The 17,331-nt window shown below is 69.4% G+C and carries 16 protein-coding genes and 2 pseudogenes; 8 read left to right on the forward strand and 10 right to left on the reverse strand.

The features are described 5' to 3' along the window. Window positions 1-28: 28 nt before the first annotated feature. Window positions 29-1,567 (forward strand): GAF domain-containing protein, encoded by a 1,539-nt coding sequence (locus ABZ707_RS02865; RefSeq protein ID WP_360166988.1) that lies wholly within the window; start codon window positions 29-31, stop codon window positions 1,565-1,567. Window positions 1,568-1,664: 97 nt separating this feature from the next. Here ABZ707_RS02865 and ABZ707_RS02870 read toward each other — a convergent pair. The 3 genes and pseudogenes from ABZ707_RS02870 to ABZ707_RS02880 all read right to left on the reverse strand — a co-directional run. Then, window positions 1,665-2,441: pseudogene (locus ABZ707_RS02870) on the reverse strand (ThuA domain-containing protein); the annotation flags it as partial. Beyond that, window positions 2,438-4,891, reverse strand: coding sequence for a PQQ-dependent sugar dehydrogenase (locus ABZ707_RS02875; protein WP_360166607.1), 2,454 nt, complete (start codon window positions 4,889-4,891; stop codon window positions 2,438-2,440). The gene ABZ707_RS02875 and the pseudogene ABZ707_RS02870, both read right to left, overlap by 4 nt. Before the next feature lie 400 nt (window positions 4,892-5,291). Beyond that, window positions 5,292-6,107, reverse strand: a complete 816-nt coding sequence (locus tag ABZ707_RS02880; protein WP_360166610.1) for a hypothetical protein — start codon at window positions 6,105-6,107, stop codon at window positions 5,292-5,294. Between the two features lie 905 nt (window positions 6,108-7,012). Here ABZ707_RS02880 and ABZ707_RS02885 point away from each other — a divergent pair. Both ABZ707_RS02885 and ABZ707_RS02890 read left to right on the forward strand, forming a co-directional pair. Beyond that, window positions 7,013-7,345: a hypothetical protein gene (locus ABZ707_RS02885; protein ID WP_360166613.1), complete on the forward strand. Its 333-nt coding sequence runs from the start codon at window positions 7,013-7,015 to the stop codon at window positions 7,343-7,345. Window positions 7,346-7,506: 161 nt separating this feature from the next. Further along, complete coding sequence (locus ABZ707_RS02890; RefSeq protein ID WP_360166616.1) at window positions 7,507-7,737, forward strand: hypothetical protein; 231 nt, start codon at window positions 7,507-7,509, stop codon at window positions 7,735-7,737. A gap of 213 nt (window positions 7,738-7,950) precedes the next feature. On the opposite strand, the gene ABZ707_RS02895 is transcribed toward ABZ707_RS02890, so the two are convergent. From ABZ707_RS02895 to ABZ707_RS02905, 3 genes are all read right to left on the reverse strand, one after another. After that, window positions 7,951-8,763 (reverse strand): alpha/beta hydrolase, encoded by an 813-nt coding sequence (locus ABZ707_RS02895; RefSeq protein WP_360166619.1) that lies wholly within the window; start codon window positions 8,761-8,763, stop codon window positions 7,951-7,953. A 167-nt stretch (window positions 8,764-8,930) separates the two neighbouring features. Beyond that, a complete protein-coding gene (locus tag ABZ707_RS02900; RefSeq protein ID WP_360166622.1) occupies window positions 8,931-10,508 on the reverse strand; it encodes a GMC family oxidoreductase N-terminal domain-containing protein in 1,578 nt (525 codons plus the stop codon). A 313-nt stretch (window positions 10,509-10,821) separates the two neighbouring features. After that, window positions 10,822-11,397, reverse strand: coding sequence for a CGNR zinc finger domain-containing protein (locus ABZ707_RS02905; protein ID WP_360166991.1), 576 nt, complete (start codon window positions 11,395-11,397; stop codon window positions 10,822-10,824). Window positions 11,398-11,592: 195 nt separating this feature from the next. Between ABZ707_RS02905 and ABZ707_RS02910 the strand changes: the two genes are divergently transcribed. From ABZ707_RS02910 to ABZ707_RS02930, 5 genes and pseudogenes are all read left to right on the forward strand, one after another. Continuing rightward, entirely contained in the window at window positions 11,593-12,315 is a 723-nt protein-coding gene (locus ABZ707_RS02910; protein ID WP_360166625.1) for a type 1 glutamine amidotransferase domain-containing protein, read from the forward strand. 199 nt (window positions 12,316-12,514) lie between these two features. After that, window positions 12,515-13,147, forward strand: a complete 633-nt coding sequence (locus ABZ707_RS02915; RefSeq protein ID WP_360166628.1) for a TetR/AcrR family transcriptional regulator — start codon at window positions 12,515-12,517, stop codon at window positions 13,145-13,147. Between the two features lie 146 nt (window positions 13,148-13,293). After that, window positions 13,294-14,010, forward strand: coding sequence for an alpha/beta hydrolase (locus tag ABZ707_RS02920; protein WP_360166631.1), 717 nt, complete (start codon window positions 13,294-13,296; stop codon window positions 14,008-14,010). 6 nt (window positions 14,011-14,016) lie between these two features. After that, window positions 14,017-14,622, forward strand: a complete 606-nt coding sequence (locus tag ABZ707_RS02925) for a GntR family transcriptional regulator (RefSeq protein ID WP_360166634.1) — start codon at window positions 14,017-14,019, stop codon at window positions 14,620-14,622. A gap of 19 nt (window positions 14,623-14,641) precedes the next feature. Further along, window positions 14,642-14,722: pseudogene (locus tag ABZ707_RS02930) on the forward strand (hypothetical protein); the annotation flags it as partial. A 115-nt stretch (window positions 14,723-14,837) separates the two neighbouring features. Here ABZ707_RS02930 and merB read toward each other — a convergent pair. Genes merB through ABZ707_RS02950 form a run of 4 tightly spaced genes read right to left on the reverse strand, consistent with a single transcriptional unit; the run spans window position 14,838 to window position 17,320 of the window. Beyond that, the gene (gene merB / locus ABZ707_RS02935) at window positions 14,838-15,500 is read right to left on the reverse strand and encodes an organomercurial lyase (protein ID WP_360166637.1); all 663 of its coding nucleotides are present in this window, start codon (window positions 15,498-15,500) and stop codon (window positions 14,838-14,840) included. A 13-nt stretch (window positions 15,501-15,513) separates the two neighbouring features. Further along, entirely contained in the window at window positions 15,514-16,011 is a 498-nt protein-coding gene (locus tag ABZ707_RS02940; protein ID WP_360166640.1) for a 2-dehydropantoate 2-reductase N-terminal domain-containing protein, read from the reverse strand. 11 nt (window positions 16,012-16,022) lie between these two features. Continuing rightward, a complete protein-coding gene (locus ABZ707_RS02945) occupies window positions 16,023-16,874 on the reverse strand; it encodes an MBL fold metallo-hydrolase (protein WP_360166643.1) in 852 nt (283 codons plus the stop codon). Continuing rightward, a complete protein-coding gene (locus ABZ707_RS02950) occupies window positions 16,871-17,320 on the reverse strand; it encodes a hypothetical protein (protein ID WP_360166645.1) in 450 nt (149 codons plus the stop codon). The genes ABZ707_RS02945 and ABZ707_RS02950 overlap by 4 nt, the downstream gene beginning before the upstream one ends. Between the last annotated feature and the right edge of the window lie 11 nt (window positions 17,321-17,331).

A 17,331-nucleotide genomic window follows, 5' to 3' on the forward strand; every position in this document is an offset into this window, starting at 1 on the left:
TGACGCCGCCTCGGCGGCCCGGCTGCCCATGCTGCTGGAGGCCGTGCTCGGTATCGGCACCGACGCCGAAGTACGCGCCACGCTCCAGCACATTGTCGACACCGCGACCGAACTCACCGGAGCGCGGTACGGCGCCCTCGGTGTGATCGGCCCCGAGAGCGCGCGCGTCACCGAGCTGTTCACGGCGGGTGTGAGTGACGCCGACCGCCGGCGCATCGGACGGCTGCCCGACGGCCACACCGGAATCCTCGGTGTCCTGACCGAGGACCCCCGGCCGCTGCGGCTCGACGATCTGACGACCGACCCACGGTCCGCCGGGATACCACCGGGCCATCCCGAGATGCGTTCCTTCCTCGGCGTCCCGGTCCAGGTGGGCCCGGAGGTCCTCGGCAGTCTCTATCTGGCCGAGAAGCGGTCCGGTTCCTTCACCGATCAGGACCAGAACCTGCTGTCGCTGCTCGCCTCACAGGCGGGCATCGCGATCACCAACGCCCGGCTGTACGGGACGGTCCAGCAGCGCGAACGCTGGATCGAGGGAACCGCGGCCGTCACCACCGCCCTGCTCACCGGGCAGAACGCCAACGAAGCACTGATCACCGTCGCCGAGTCGGCCAGGGTCCTCGCCGACGCCTACGCGGGCGTGGTCCTCCAGCCCACCGCGGCGGGCGGGATGGAGATCGTCGCCGCGTCGACCGCCGACGAACCGGGCGACATCGTCGGCGCCGTCATCGAGCCCGGCTCTCCGGTGCTGGTCCAACTGCTGGGCGGCGAACCGGTGTTCATCGACGACTCGGCGACCGATCCCCGGATGACCACGCATGTGAGGGTGCGCTTCGGACCGAGCATGATGCTGCCGCTCCAGAGCGGCGGCAAGCTGATCGGCACGCTCGCCCTGCCGCGCCGGCGCGGCGGCCGTCCGTACACCGCCGCGGACCGGCTGCTCGCCACGCAGTTCGCCTCGCAGGCCGCGCTCGCGCTGGTGCTGGCGGACTCCCAGCACGACCGGGAGCAGCTCGCGGTGTACGAGGACCGCGACCGGATCGCGCGCGATCTGCACGATCTCGTCGTCCAGCGGCTCTTCGCCACCGAGATGATGCTGGAGTCGGTCCGGCGGCGCGCGAGCGCCGCGGATCTGAACGTCCTGCTGGGCCGGGCCGTCGACGAACTGGACTTCACCATCCAGGAGGTGCGGACCACGATCTTCGCGCTCCAGCAGCCTCCGGCCGACGCTCCGACGACCCTCCGGGGGAAGGTACTGCGCGAGACGGGCGGCGCGGCGGTCCTGCTGGGCTTCCGGCCCTCCGTCCGGTTCACCGGGCCGGTGGACACGGTCGTGGGCGACCCGGCGGCCCGGCGGCTGCTGGCCGCACTGCGCGGCGCCCTCGCCGCCGCGCACCGGCGGCCCGGGGTGACCTCGATCGAGGTACGGATCGACGCGGCGGCGCAACTGCCCGACGGCCGGGCCGGGGTCCGGCTGGTCGTCAGGGACGACGGGCCGCGTGAGGACGGCGAGGAGTCAGGCACCGGCGAGCGCGGTACGACGGTGACCTGGGAGACACACCTGTGAGGGCCCGGCGCGCCGGAGCGGCGGCGCCCCCCGTGAGGAGACACCGCCGCTCCGGCCCTGCTTCGGCCGGCCGCGGTCAGCCGTCGCCTCCCCGCGGGGTGCAGTCGGCGGCCACGGCTCCGGCCGCGTACTGGATCCCGCCGAGCAGCTCCTGCTGGAAGACGGGGTCCGCGTAGGACTCGGCGGTGTGTCCCAGTCCGGTGTAGAAGGACCGCCCGGCGCCCTGTGCGTGGCACCAGGTGATGGGGTGGTCGCCGCTCATCTCGCCGCCGGTGTAGCTGCTTTCGTCCAGGCTCTGGAGCACCCGTACGTCCGCCCGGGGGTTGGTGCGGTAGTTGTACCACTCGTCGGTCCTGGACCAGGTCGGGTCGAGGTGCGAGGTCGCCGGATGGGTCCGGTCCTCGTTGACGACCGTGGCCTGCTGGATCGCCGGATGGCTCTTGAACCAGGCGCCGACGAGCCGCTCGTAGGCGGGCCACTCGTACTCGGTGTCGGCGGCGGCGTGGATCCCCGCGTAGCCGCCGCCCCCGTCGACATACGCTTCGAGCGCGTCCTGCTGGGCGTTGTCGAGGACATCGCCGGTGGTGCTCAGGAACACCACGGCCTCGTATCCGGCGAGATTCTCCGGGGTGAAGGCCGCGCTGTCCTCGGTGGCCGTGACGGTGAAGTCGTTGGCCGCGCCGAGGGCCTGGATCTCCGCGATGCCCGCCGGTATGGAGTCGTGCCGGAATCCGGCCGTCTTGGAGAAGACGAGCACCTGATACGGGTCGGCGGCGGCCTGCGCCGTCACACCGGGCGCCAGGAAGGCGCCGCCCAGCGCGACCGCGAGGACGCAGGACACCTGCCGTGCGCGACGGCTGAACCGGCTGCTCATCGCTTCGCCTCCCGGTCCGCGGTGGTGAAGCTGAAGGTGTCGATGTCGAACAGGTTGCCCTGGCCGGACGGGCCCTTGAAGACCAGGAACAGCTCCGTGGTGCCGGCCGGCGCGTTGCTCAGGGCCGCCGTCACATCCGTGAACTCCTCCCAGTCACCGGTCGGTTCGACGGTCGCCGTGCCCAGCAGCGTGCCGGTGGCCGACCCCGCCCGTACCTCGATCGTGCCGCCGGGTCCGGCCGACGAGACCCGCGCCGAGAACTGCGTCGCGTTGTCCAGGACGTACGGCTCGAAGGAGATCCAGTCGCCGTCGTCGGTGAAGCCGACCGTGTTGCCGCCCTCGGCGCTGCCGTGGCCCGCCACCTCGACGCCGGACTGGTCCGAGAAGTGCTCGGCCTGCCGGTGCCTGGGCTGGAGGACGCTGGTGCTGTGCGAGGTCAGACCGCCGGCGTCGGTGTACTCGGCGTCGAAGACCCCGTACAGGTTGGCGGCGCTGTCGTGCTCACCGTCGGCCGGGACGGTCAGCGATCCGGTGCAGCCGTCTGCCGAGGTGATCTGGTGCTGGTGGCTGTCGTGTCCCAGCAGATAGGTGACCTTGACCCGGGCGCAGTCGATCGGCCCGTCCTCGGGGTCGCTGCCCTCGACGGTGAACGGGACGGTGTCGCCGAAGGAGAACAGCTCGCCGTCGCCGGGCGTGGTCAGCTTCACGGTGGGCGCGGTGTTGCCCACCGTGACCACCAGGCTGATGGTGCCGGTCAGTCCCTCCGGGTCCTTGACCGTCAGCGTGGGCTGGAAGGTCCCCGTCTCGGTGTAGGTGTGGGTCGGGTTGGCGTCGGTGGAGGTGGCGCCGTCACCGAAGTCCCAGGAGTAGCTGAGCGCGCCGCCCTCCGGGTCGGAGCTTCCCGCCGAGTCGAAGCCGACGGCGAGCGGTGCCTGGCCCGAGGTCTTGTCGGCGACGGCCCGGGCCACCGGGTTGCGGTTGCTGCCTGCGAGATACTCGACGCGGTAGAGCGCCTGGTTGTCGGAGCCGGTGCCGTAGTCGAGGACGTACAGCGCGCCGTCCGGTCCGAAGGCCGTGTCCATGACCTGGGTGCCGGTCCACGGGAAGTCCTCGATGGTGCCGGGGCCGCCGTCGTCGCCCACCTCGATCGCCTTGATCCACTGACGGCCGTACTCGCCGGCGAAGAAGCGTCCGTCGAGCGACTCGGGGAACTTCACGTCCGAGTCGAGGTCCGCGTCGAAGTGGTAGACGGGTCCGCCCATCGGCGACTCGGAGCCGGTGCCGAACTCGGGAGGTGATCCGGCGTCACCGCCGTACTTGATCCAGGCGTTCTGGGGCTTCGGCAGCTTCTCCAGGCCCGTGTTGTGCGGTGAGTTGTTGGTGGGGCCGCCGGCGCAGTCGTACTTCGCGCCCGAGGGGCCGCTGGGGAAGGTGTATTCGTTGTACGACTCGGTGGCGGTGTTGGTGCCGGTGCAGTACGGCCAGCCGAAGTTGCCGGGCGCGGTGATCCGGTCGAACTCGACCTGGCCGCTGGGGCCCCGGTCGGGGTCGGTGACCCCGGCGTCCGGGCCGTAGTCGCCCACGTAGACGATGCCGGTGGGCTTGTCGACGGCGAGCCGGAACGGGTTGCGGAAGCCCATCGCGTAGATCTCGGGACGGGTGTTCGCGGTGCCGGGGGCGAAGAGGTTGCCGTCCGGGACGGTGTAGCCGCCTTCGGCCGTCGGCTTGATCCGCAGGACCTTGCCGCGCAGGTCGTTGGTGTTGCCGGAGGAGCGCTGCGCGTCGAACTGCGGGTTGCGGTTGGCCTGTTCGTCGATCGGCGCGTATCCCTGCGACTCGAACGGGTTGGTGTCGTCCCCCGTGGAGAGATAGAGGTTGCCCTGCGCGTCGAAGTCGAGGTCGCCGCCGACGTGGCAGCACTGGCCTCGGTCGTTCGCGACTTCGAGGACGACCTTCTCGCTGGCCATGTCGAGGGTGCCGTCGGCCTTCAGGGTGAAGCGCGAGAGATTGAGATGGCCCTTGAACGGTTCGAAGTCCGCGGCGCTGCCGGTGACGGGGGCGTCTCCGGGCGGGGTGTCCAGCGCGGGCGAGTAGTACAGGTAGAGATAGCGGTTGGTGGCGAACCCGGGGTCCGCGGCGACTCCCTGAAGACCTTCCTCGTCATGGGTGTAGGTGTTCAGCTTGCCCGCGACCTTGGTGTTGCCCGCGGCGTCGGTCAGCCGGACCGTGCCGTCCCTGGCCGTGTGCACGACCGACCGGTCCGGCAGTACGGCGAGGCCCATCGCCTCGCCCAACTCGGCCCCGCCGGAGGCGAGCTGGACCTGCTGGTAGTCGGAGGCGGGTATCTCGCTCGGCGCTCCGGACGCCGCCGTACCGACGGCGACTCCGCCGGTGAGGGCGAGCACGAGCGCTGTGAGGAGTCTGGACCACGCTGGGGGTCGTAGTGACATGGAGCTTCCTTCCTGACGTGCGGTGGGGGGATGTGTCAGGCAAGGCGCGCGCCGTCGCGCTTTGCGGTGGGGGCAGAGGTCCTTGTGTGGGGGTTGGAGTTCTCTGGTTCCGCGGTGAGCGATGTGATGCTGGCAACACGAAATTAATTTGTCAAGGTCATGGCCAAATTACTGACGGGCCATCGGACGGGGCCGAGCGGGCCCCGGAAGCCCCGCCTCGGAAGGCCCGTACGCCCCCTGAGCAGCCACGTTCGCCGGTCGGGCCGCGCGGGGCCCGCACCGTCGGCCGCGTACCCTCCGGACCTGGCCGGGGACGGCGACAACTCCGCGACCGGGCCCGGCAGGCCGCCGTATACGACGTGTGCGCCGCGGGCGGGCCGCCGATCTGGTACGGGCCGGCTCAGCGCAGCAGTTCGCGGAGCGACGCGGTCATCCGCACCGCGAACGCCTCGCGGGTCTCCGGCTCCACCAGCCCCAGGGACAGATACGGATTGAGGTCCTCCAGCTCGACGAGCAGCAGCTCGCCGTCCGGCGCCCGGCAGGCGTCCACCCGCTGTATCCCGTGGTCCAGCGTGTTCCAGTCGATGAACCGCCGCGCGAACTCCAGATCCGTGGCGCCGGCCTCATAGCGTTGCAGCTCCCAGCGCCGCTCGGGGTCCGGCGCGTAGAGGGCATACTGGAAGTCGCGGTCGACGAAGTAGAACGAGACCTCGTAGCGGAACGCGATCCGTGGCTGCACCAGCGCCTCGTCGAAGGCGATGTCCGCGAGCCGGTCCCCGGGGACGAACTCCATCCCGATCGAGTCCGCGCCGGCCAGGGGCTTGACGACATAGGTCCGGGCCTCGGGCAGCCGGCCGAGGTCCTCGGGCCGGCCGGCGGTCGGTATGACGGGGTACCCGGCGGCGCTCAGCTCCGCCAGATACCGCTTGCCCAGCATGTCGGCCCGTCCGTCGAGCGGGTTGTAGACCCGGACCCCGGCCGCGCGGGCACGCTCCCGGAAGGCGTCGTACTGTTCCTGGTAGTGCAGCACGGGCCCGCTGTTGCGCACCACCACCAGGTCGAAGGCCCCCATCAGCCGCGCCGCGTCGAGGGGATGACAGAGCGCGATGTCGAAGTCCCGCCGCAGCCGGGCCGAGAGCTGAATGTCCTCGTCGCCGTACCGCCGCCCGCCGGCCTTGTACACAAGATCGCTGACATAGAGGACACGCGGCGGCACGGGGGCTCCCGGTGATCGGAGAGGTCGCGGGCCGAGCGGCGCGCGGGGAAGGGAATCATCCGGCGGGCCAGGATACGGGAGCGCCGGTCCACGGCGGAGGCCCGCACCCGGGGCGTGTGCCGGGGCGTGTGCCGTGAGGGGGGCCAGACACGGGCTCATCGGGGCGGCGTCGGGGCCGTCCGGGACGGCACCGGCCCTCGCGCGAAACGTCGCACCGGCCGGCCGGTCGGCTGACCGGTCGGCTGCCCCGCCGACCGCCGTGCCGACCGCGCGGGAGTGAAGGGGAGGCCAGAGGATGACAGCTCGTATCAGCGGTGCGCGCGAGTTCCCCTACGTGGACGAGACGGGCGCCCACTGCCACCGGCGCGGGGTGAGCCTGCTGTAGAAAGGGCCGCTCATCACCGAGGGCGACCGCACGCACAACCGCCCGGGCCGGCTCGCGCGGGCGGCCCTCGGCTCCGCACCCGACCCCGCCGACCCGGCGAAACGGACCCGCTGAGCCCGCCCCGGCCGCTCTCCATGCCAGGACAGCGGCCGGGTCAACGCACCACCCATCCATCGGAACGGAAGCCACCATGCAGTGCTCCAAGTGCGGCGGCCAGATGACGAAGACCCAGGACGGCTGGTACATCTGCTATCCCTGCGGCACCAGCGGCACCGGAGAGTCCAGACGCTAACGCTGCCGGTGCCGCTGCCGCTGCCGGTGTCGGTGCTGCTGCCGGTGTCGGTGCTGCTGCCGGTGTCGGTGCTGCTGCCGGTGTCGGTGCTGCTGCCGCTGACGATGCCCGTGCCGGGGACGGTCCGGCCCCCGGCCCGTCCCCGCCGTACCGCCGGGATCACCTACCGGCAGTACGCCGGGCCGGCGCCCGGACCCGGGCACCGGCGGCAGAGGCCGTCTCCGCTTCATGGTGACCACCTTCATAGACGCCCTGCGTGCCTGTCTGAAGGAAGGCGGCTGGGCGAAGAAGGACTCCGAGCAGGAGGAGGCGGGCACCTTCCTGGTCGGTGTACAGGGGCATCTGTTCGTCGTCCACAGCGACTACCAGGTCGCAGAACCGGCGGACGGTTACGCGGCCGTGGGATGCGGCGACGAACTGGCCCTCGGCGCGCTGCATGTGACGGCGGCCCTGGACATGAAGCCACGGGCCCGCCTCGCCGCGGCGCTGGCGGCGGCCGACCACCACAGCGCCGGGGTCAGCGCGCCGTACACCTACGCCGCCACACCCCGGAACGCCTGACGGCCGGGGAGCGACGTACACGCGCCGCACCCGGCCAATCCTTCGAAACCACCGCATCCGTCGAACACGGGGCCGCGCCCCGGCTCCCCGATGGGAGCGGCGCGGGCGGTTCTCCGGCGTGACTGGCCACGCTCCGGCGCCCACGGCGATAACCTCCGCCCATGAGCGCACGGAGCGACTGGCTGCCGGAGTCCCACCCGAACCCCGCCCGGGAGCCGGACCACGGTCCTCAGATCACCGAGTCGGAGTGCAGAAGCTGCGGCTGCCTGATCGCGGGGCTCGACGGCAGATACGCCTGCGGGGTGTGCGGCTGGTCCAACCACTGGAGCGAGGGGCACCGTGAGCTGCCCGCCGCGGAGGACGACCCGGATCTCAGAAACCGTCTCTCCTGAACCCCGGCGTCGGGGGCCGGAACGGGTGTCGGAGCCGCGATCACCCGCCGCGCGGGGTACGGAGCCCAACGCCCCTCCCGGGCGCACCACGGTGGTACCGGAAGACCTCCGGCTCGGTGGGACACCGGCCGGCTCCACCGCGCCGGAGGTCTTCCCGATGATCAAGACCTGTGCCGCTGACGGGTCGGGGGCCCGTGGCGTCGCCCGCTGATCTCAGACCGTTTTGTAACCGCCGTCCCACCACGCGGTAATCAGCGCCGCGTACTCGTCGGGTGCTTCTTCCCAGACGAAGTGGCCCACGTCAATGAAGTCACTCCGGCTGTGCGGGAGCCTGCCGTGCAGGAACTCCGGGTTCGCGGCAGGCACGACAGCGTCATTGCTGCCGGAGATGATCTGGACGGGGGTCTGGATTTCCGGAAGCAGATCGCCAAGGATCGGCAGTTGCTGCGGATAGGTACGCGCGTACCGCATGGATTCGGCGAACTTCTCGCCCTCGTAGGAGGCGAGGTAGTCCTCGCGAATTTCGACGGGCATGGCGTAACCCTCGATGTACTCCATGGCGGCTGCCACGATGTGACGGCCGTCCACGCTCCGGTACGGCTCAAGGTCGGGCGCTTCGACCCATTCCTTCAACACCGATTCCAACTGAAGCGGAACCGCGGCTCCCCCGCTCCCCACAACCACGCTGCGCAGGCGTCCCGGCTGGGCCGCGGCGGCGAACAGCGACGCCGATGTTCCGACGTCGGGCCCCACGAGGTGGGGGTTCTCAAGACCGAATGCGTCGGCGACGCCGAGGACGAACTCACCCATCGCCCGCGGGGACAGCAGGTCGTCCCGACGCTCGGAGCCACCGAACCCGGGCAGATCCACGGCCACAAGATGCGCGTGCTCCGCCAGCCGATTCCATATCGGATTGAAGGCGAAGATGCTCTCCGGCCAAGGACTCAACAGGATGGCGTCCTGCTGGCCCGCCGTGCGCTCCGCGCTCTCCGCGAAACGAACAGACAGGCCGTCAATAGTCCGCACCCGAGGGTGTATCACGACTTCCTTTTCTTCACTCACAGCCATCTCCTGTTATTCGTTTTCGACCATGCATTCTTATATTTTTCAGGCTGTCCTGGCCTCGGAAATCGAGGTCCTTCGGAGCTGCCTTCTGACCGTCATCGCGACGCGGCAGCAACAGGCGCTCGTCCTCATTCACCCGTGCCGAGGTGGCCCGTGATGAGGTGGGCCGCCCTTTCCGCTATCGCGAGGACGGTGGCATTGGTATTGGCATCGGGCAGGGCCGGTATGACGGACGCGTCGACGACGCGCAGGCCCTCGGTCCCCCGGACCCGCAGGGTGGTGTCGGTGACCGCGTCGGGACTGTCGCCCAGACGGCAGCTGCCGACGGTATGGAAGTAGGTGCCGACTGTGCCGCGCAGGTAGGCACGCAGTTCGTCGGGGTCGGTGACGGATGCCCCGGGCAGGATTTCGCGGTCACGCCATGGGCGCATGGCCTCGGTCATGCCCACGTCGCGTGCGATGCGCAGGCCGGCGAGCATGCGGTCCATGTCGCGTTCGTCCGTGAGGAACGCCGGATCGATGACAGGCGCCACAGCGGGGTCCCCCGAGGCGAGAGTGACGGAACCACGGCTGTGCGGAGACAGAACGCTGAACCGCATGCCGTAACCGCCGTGCGATCCCGCTGCCGCAACGGGGGTGTCCATAAAGAAGACATGCAGGTCGGGCCGTGTCACAGCCGGGCTGCTGCGCAGCGCGGCAAGCACCTCGACATGGTTGTTGACGCCGTTCGGCAGATCGCGGCCGGCTGCGTAGCCGACCGCCGCCAAGGGATGATCAGAGAGGTTGGCGCCAACACCCGGCACGTCCTGAACGACCGGGATGCCATGACGGCGCAGCTCGGATGCCGGACCGACACCGGAGAGCATCAGGAGGTGCGGGGAGCCGATCGCTCCGGCGCTCAGCACGACTTCTCTCCCGGCCTCCGCGTGGAAGTCCGTACCGGCGTGGAGGTAGCTGACCCCCGTGCAGCGCGTGCCCGAGAACGTCAGACGCCGGGCCGTGGCACCCGTGAGCACGGTCAGACCGGAACGGCCGAGACGGGGACGCAGATAAGCGTCCGCCGCGGACTGACGCACGCCCCCGGCCACGGTCAGCTCCACCCAGGCGACGCCTTCGGCCCTGGCCCCGTTCAAGTCGTCCGACACCGGATGTCCGAGCTCCCGAAAGGCATCGAATGCCGATTCGGCGGCCGGGTGGTGTGTCCTTGGCACGCTCGGACGCATCGGGCCTTCTTCGCCCCGGTAGACGGGGTCGAGACCCTCGGTATGTTCACTGCGGCGGTAATAGGGCAGCAGGTCCTGATATCCCCAGCCGGCGATATTCCAGGCGTCGACGGCGGCAGGGTGTCCGCGGAGATTCATCAGCGCGTTGATGGCACCGGAACCGCCGAGCACCTTGCCCCGGGGATAGGGGAGCACCCGCCCGTCCAGCCCGGCCTGAGGGGCTGTGGTGAAACCCCAGTCCACCTCGCCGCGCATAAGACTGGGCCACTTCGATGGCACCGCCATCGATGGGGGGCCATCGGCCGGCCCGGCCTCAAGCAGCAGAACGCTCAGGTCGGAATGCCCGGAAAGGCGTGCGGCCAGAGCACATCCCGCCGTCCCGCCACCCACCACCACATAATCGAAAGATCGCAAAACGCCGCTCACGTGATCCTGGCTCCTTGCGCCGCAGGTCGCGGGGTGGCCAATCTCCCGATGCCACATGTCACCGCCCGACAGCGATGACTCTCTAGAGATTTGCACCTTATGTCGCGACCGTCAAATCAGCCGACGTAACATGCGTTTCACGTTAGCATATGGCGCTACGGAGCCTGGCGTGGGCCATCAACAGGAAGAGTCATATCTGTTCGGCTTACGCTCGCAACGCCGACGCCAACGCCGTCGGCCCGGCCGGGGAGCCGAACCCCTGACCCCAGCCGCGACGGCGCCGCGAAGGCAGGACCCTGCTGCCGCGACGCCGTCGACGGCAGCACGCACACCTCCGCGGAAGGCCGCGGAAGCTCACCTCTCGACGGGGTCAGGCGTTCTTGACGCGGCTGCGGTAGGCCCGCGCCGCCATCCGTGTGCTGCACGCCGTGCTGCAGTACAGGCCCGACGAGTTGCGCGTTTTGTCGAAGAACCCCGTGTAGCACGTCGGGTTCTTGCACATCTTGACGCGGGCCCAGCCACCACGAGCGGCCAAGTCGGCCCCTGCGGCGAAGAGCGCCCCGAAACCGCCGAGGACCCCGTCCTGGGCCGGGACCAGGCGACAGCCGTCCGCACTGAGCCGCGGCGCGAGGGGATAACGGTGGGCCATGCGCTGGAGATACCCCTCGGCGGCGGGCAGTGCCGCTTCCCCGTCCTCGCATCCCGAGTGCGCCCGGAAAATCATGGTGAACGCGTCGCGCAGCTCGCGGGCAGCGGCCACGTCCGCCCCGGTCACCGGCGTGTCGGCGGCGGCCAGGCCGGATTGAACCAGCCAGGCGGACAGCTCCTCCGGCCCCGTCAGACGGTCCCGGCTGCCCGCCAGGGGCGCGGTGTTGACGAATCCCAGGAGCAGGGCGGAACTGTCGCACGTGGACGGCGGGCACGGGTCCGCTGCGGCCTGATGCATGGTCACGCACCTCTCTCCTGGAGTGACAGCCTACAGTACCCCCATCCGCGCATCACATGTTAAGACAGTTGGCTGCGAATTTATCAGGATCATTGCGTCTGATCGTCAGCACCTAACATGTTACGGTCATGCCGTCGCGACGCCGGGGCCCGCAGGGGCCGACCAGGGGCGCGCGCATTCCGACCGGAGGTAGTCATGTCATCACTGCTTGTGATTCTCAGCGGAGCGACCAGGTGGAGCCAGCAGGACGGCTCGCAGCGCCCCACCGGGTTCTGGAGCGAGGAGTTCGCGGAACCGCACAAGGCGTTCACCGAGGCGGGAGTCGAACTGACCGTGGCCACGCCCGGCGGCCGCCCGGCCGTCGTGGACGAACTCAGCCTGACCGCGCAGGCCAACAACGGAGACGAGGAAAAGGCCGCGGAGCTGCGCGCGTACCTGGAGGGCGTGAAGGAGCTGCTCGCCGCGCCGGAGCGCCTTGAGGACATCGACCCGACCGCGTTCGACGGCGTGTTCATCCCCGGTGGCCACGGCCCGATGCAGGACCTGGCCGTCAACGAGGACGTCGCCCGGGTGTTGCAGACCCTGCTCCCCGACCAGTCGAAGGTTGTCGCAGCGCTGTGCCACGGCCAGGCAGCCTTCCTGCCGGCCGGCGACGAGGAGGGGCAGTGGCTGTTCAAGGGGCGCCGTCTGACGTCCTTCACCGACGAGGAGGAGACACTGACCGGCCTGGCAGCCAACGCCCCCTGGCTCATCGGCGCCCGCCTCAAGGCCGCCGGGGCCGACTTCGTGCCCGGACCGGCCTGGTCCTCGCACGTGGTCGTCGACGGCAACCTCGTGACCGGCCAGAACCCCGCCTCTGCCGCCGCCGCGGCGCAGGCCGTCCTGAAGGAGCTGGGCGCCCGCGCCACTTCGGCATGACCGTTCGGCTGTAGGGCCTCACGCACACCTGCCGCCGATACGCGCTCAGGGGGATCCGGGGTGCGCCGGAACTCTCTCCACCAAACTAGACAGGCCGTCCATACACAGTGTATGCATATGATGCACACTGCACGTGGGCGGCCTGTCGAACAGATATTCCGCCGGCGCAGCACCCTTTGCGACCTTCCGGGAGGACACCATGGCGTCGGTAACGCGGCGTCGGAACGATGGTCACGAGCGGCGGTCAGCGGCGACAGCGGAAAAGCTGCTCTCGTCCGTCGAGAAACTCCTCGGCGCCGGTGAATCCTTCACGGAGATCAGCGTTCAGCGCATCATCGAAGAAGCCGGCGTGTCACGGGCCACGTTCTACGCGCATTTCCAGGGAAAGCCGGACATCCTCAAGCGGCTCGCGGAGCGAGTCAGGGACGCCTCACTGGCATTGGCCAGGCAGTGGGACCCGGGAGCGGGCGAGGACGGCGCGGCCAGGTACACGCAGTTCTTCGAGGACGTACTCGCTCTCCACCGGGCACACCATCCGGTGCTTTCCGCGGTTCGAGAGGTCGCTTCCTACGACTCGGAGATGAGGGACTTCTACACGGCCGACCTCGAGGGGTTCGACGAGGCCGTGCTCGCGACGCTTCTGGAGCAGCAGAAAGCCGGAGCGACACCGTCCGACCTCGATGCCGTGGCCGCGAGCAGAGTCATCGTATGGGGCGGAGCCCAGGCCATCGCGTACCACATCAGCGTGGACGACGGGAGCGGTGATGCCGCACTGGCCCGTGAACTCGGAAGGATCTGGTGGTACGGCGCCTACCGCCGCCCGGCCGGGTAACGCCCCTTGGCCGCGTCACAGGTGACGGCGAATCACCTGATTCACCTGATTCGGACGACGGCCGTCAAACGTTTTTTATCATTTTTGCTGCTTTTGCTGCTTTTGCTGCTTTCACAGAGCCCAGACCTTCAATGAGCGAGGATGAAATGAGCGGAAAAGAATCCACGTATGTCCTGATCCCGGGTGCCTGGCACGGGGGGTGGTCCTGGCGTCCGGTGGCCGAGCGCCTGCGCGCCGCGGGTCACCGTGCGATCTGTCTCACTCTGCCCGGCCTGGGCGATGGTGACGATCCCTCGGGTCTTGGGCTCAAGGACGCCGTGGACCATGTGGTGTCCGAGGTGCAGCGGCTGGGTCTCACCGATGTGACCCTGGTGGGTCACAGCTGGGGTGGATATCCGCTGGCCGGCGCGGCGCACCGACTGTCGGACAACATATCCAGGGTCGTCTTCTACAGCGCGCAGGTTCCCGTGCGCGGCAGGTCGATGGTGGACGACAATCCTCCGGAGGCCGCGGCGATGCTGCGGGGGCTGATCGACGCGTCCCCCACCCGTGCGATCCCGCCCACTCTCCAGTTCGTCCAGGGCATCTTCATGCAGGACGTCGACGAGGCGGCCCAGCGTCTGGTGGCGGATCTGCTGACGCCGCAGCCCGGCGGCTATTTCCTGGACGCTCTTGACGTGCCCGATGTGGCCGAACTCGGCATCCCCGCGCTCTACATCCTCGGCGAGGACGATCACGCGCTCCCCCGGCCCGGCACCGAGTTCGCAGCGCGGCTGGGACTCGAACCCGTCATGGTGCCCGGGACCCACGAGGGCATGCTGACCCACCCCGACGAGGTCGCCAAGGCGATCCTGAACGACTGATCTCGCGTGCATGAGGTCCTCGGACGCACGGGTGCGACCCCTCCGAGGACTTCATGGGCGGTCTCCCGCCGGACGAAGGCCCGCGGCGCCTCACCGCCGGCCTCGGGACGGTGGACGACACAGGCGAAGGAACCGCTCCCGACCGAGCAGCAGTTGGCCCGTGACCAGGGAGTGAGCGTCAACACGGTTCGCCGGGCGGTCGACCTGCTGGTACAAGAGGGCCTCGTCTACCGGCGGCAGGGGTCCGGGACCTATGTCTCCGTTTCTCCGGCGGCAGGCACGGGGTACGCCGTCGGTGTTGCCGTGCCGTCGTTGACCTACTACTACCCGCGTGTCATCACGGGTATCGAGCGCGAACTCTCCCGCCACGGCTGCCGAATGATCCTGCGGTGCACGGAGTGGGACTCCGGGCCGAAGCACGAGGCCGTCGAGGAACTGACCCGATCGGGATCGGACGGGCTGATCGTGGTTCCGACGCTCGGCGGGGACGGACCGCACCCCTGGCTCGAAAACCCGGGAGTATCCGCCATACCCATGGTCCTCGTCGAGCGAGGAGTGGAACTGCCCACGACATCGCACCCGGGATCTTTCAGTGATCGGATACGACGATGAAGTAGCCGACCTGTGCGAAGTGCCCCTGACCGCGATGGCTCCGGCGAAGACGGAGATCGGCCGGCGGGCCGCGAACCTCATCAGAACCCGGATCGCCGACCCGAGCGCCCCCAGGCGTCAGGAAACACTCATCCCGGAACTTGTCGTCCGCGACTCCACCGGCCCGGCGCCCCGCACCACTGAACACATCGGCCAGGTGTCGTCCACCGGGCCGGTCAGTTGCCCCAGAAGGGGCCGGCCAGGCCGGCGGCACGGAAGTAGGCGGCTGCTTCGACGGGTTCACGGCGGCGGTAGCCGGGGGCGAGGCGGCCGGTGTACCAGTCGGAGGCGAGGTTCCAGAGCTTCGTGAGGCTGAACACCTCGCCCCTGGTGTGTCCGGTACGGATGAGCCAGGTGTCGACGCAGTCCTCCGTACAGAAGATCCGCTGGTTCTCGCAGGCGTGGACGACGTCGTCCCAGACGTGGGCCATCGGCACCAGGAAGTGTGCGACCTGGGCTCCGGCCGGCGGCTCGGTCCGGTGCACGTTCCAGGCGTGCGCCGTGCCGCAGGCGGGGCAGGCGGTGGCGACAAGCGCGGGAGCGGCGCCGGGCACCAGGTGCGGGATGGCGAATGAGTCCCAGGCGCAGCCGCCCCACCACAGCACGGAGTCGCTCTTGACGGAGAACCCGAAGTCACGGGTGCCGAAGGGGTGAGCCAGTTCGATCTGTCCCTCGTGGTCGAGGACGAGGTGCCGGTCCTGAGCGAGGGCGGTGAAGGCTTCCGCGGCCTCGGCGGCCTGGACGCCAAGTTCGTCGGCGATCCGGTCGCTGGTGGCCACTCGGCCTTCGCGGGCGAGCTGCCGGTAGAGCCGCACCCGCAGTGTTTCGAGGTCGATCACGCCGCTGTTCCGTTCATTGTCCGCATTCAGGGTGTGCCGTCTTCAGGGTGTGACGTCGGCGAGGTGGGCCTCGTGCACTCGCGCCCGGCGAGACCTGGCGGATCAGCCCGTCGGGTCCCAACTCGGTGGCTGCGAGGGAAACGCCGCCGAGAACGCGTCGCGCGCCGAGCGCCTCGCGGAGAATGTCCACGTGGCGGATGCCGTTGAGCAGCACCAGCACTGCCGTGCTTCCGCCGGCCGCCGGAGCGACATCGGTGAGAGCGCCGGTGAGCGCGGTGCCCTTGACGGCCAGCAGGATCAGGTCGTAGTGGCCTTTGAGGTCCGCCGCGTTGATCGTGACCACGGGCACTGAGCTGGTCGCCCCGTCGGCGCCCGCGATCCGCAGGCCCTCGGAGTCCAACCGGGTGAGGCGGGAACCGCGGACCAGGAAGGCCACTTCCGCACCGGACCGCACGAGCAGGGCACCGAAGCAGCCACCGACCGCCCCGGCACCCACCACGAGAACACGCATGCTCCTGCCCCTCAGTCCTCGAACAGGCGCAGCGCACTGAGCCAGATCGTGTACGGGTTCACCCGGTCCGGGTAGCGCTGTTTGACCGCGGCGTAGAAACCGGCCCGGTCCGTGGCGCCGTCGATGATCTCGGCGGCCGCGTCGAGGTAGCGGCGGGTTTCGCCGATATCCGACGGGAGATCGGGCCGTTGGGCGTCCTTGTGCCCGGAGACGAGGACACGCGGGTTGAGGCTTTCGACGGTGTCGAGTGCGCGGTGCCACGACTCCAGGCCGCCGTTACGGCCTTCGGCCACGTATTGGTGGACGTTGTTGTAGACGACGTCTCCGGCGACGACGAGTTCCAGCGAGGGGATGTGCAGCACGGAGGTCTCGTCGGTGTCGGAGTGCCCGACCTCGTGTGCCAACAGCTCGCGCCCGTCCAGGCGTACCCCTTCGGCGGGGAACACGGTGCCGTTCACGGTCACCGGAGCCTCCGGGACGGCGTCGCCGAACAGCGTGCTCCAGAGGCCGGGCACGGCCCCGCCGGGCGTCTCTGAGGCGATCCGGGTGAGGATGGCCCGGCTCGTGAGGACCTGCGCCTCGGGGAAGGCGCGGAGCAGGTAGTTGGTGGTGAGCCAGTGATCGGCGTGGCCGTGAGTGAGGTAGACGTACTTCAGCGTCACGTCGTGGCCGGTGACCCAGGCGATCAGCTCGTCAGCCTGTGCTCGGGTGATCGGCGGATCGGTCAGCAGTGCCTCGTCGGCGCCATGGACCAGAGTGTGGGCCAGGGGCGACCACTGGGAGGGTGAACCGTCTGCGAGCGCTCCCCCGGCGACGGGGAACATGCCGGACACGTGGACGTCATAACGAAGGTCGCCGCTCATTGGACCGGCTCCTGCCCACCGGCGTACGGAAGGTCCTCGGGCTGGAGGAAAAACGTGCCGTACTCGGTCGCGGCGAAGTGCTCGGCCATGATCCTGGACCACAGCAGCACCGAGCGCAGCGGCCGGTGGTTGATGACGATGTTCCCCACCAGGCCGGCTTCGTTGTAACGGATTACCACGATGCTGCCGATCGGCTCACCGCGCACCGTCGCCACATAGTCCTCGACGAAGCCGCTCTCGCCGTACCGGCCGATGACGTTGAACTCCTGGTAGTCGTAGAGCGTCCGCGCGAACGACAGGATCGACCGAACCGCCTCCGGCCCCTTGGCGACGCCATTCATCACGGCCGCCTCCAGCGTCACGTCCTCCGCCAGCTTCCCCAGCCAGTCCGGGGTGTAGTCCGTGCGGTGTGTGCTCACCTCACCACTGCCCATATATGTGGTCACGGCATATCCTT

This window comes from Streptomyces sp. NPDC006923, from assembly GCF_040635655.1.
Taxonomy (GTDB): Bacteria; Actinomycetota; Actinomycetes; order Streptomycetales; family Streptomycetaceae; genus Streptomyces.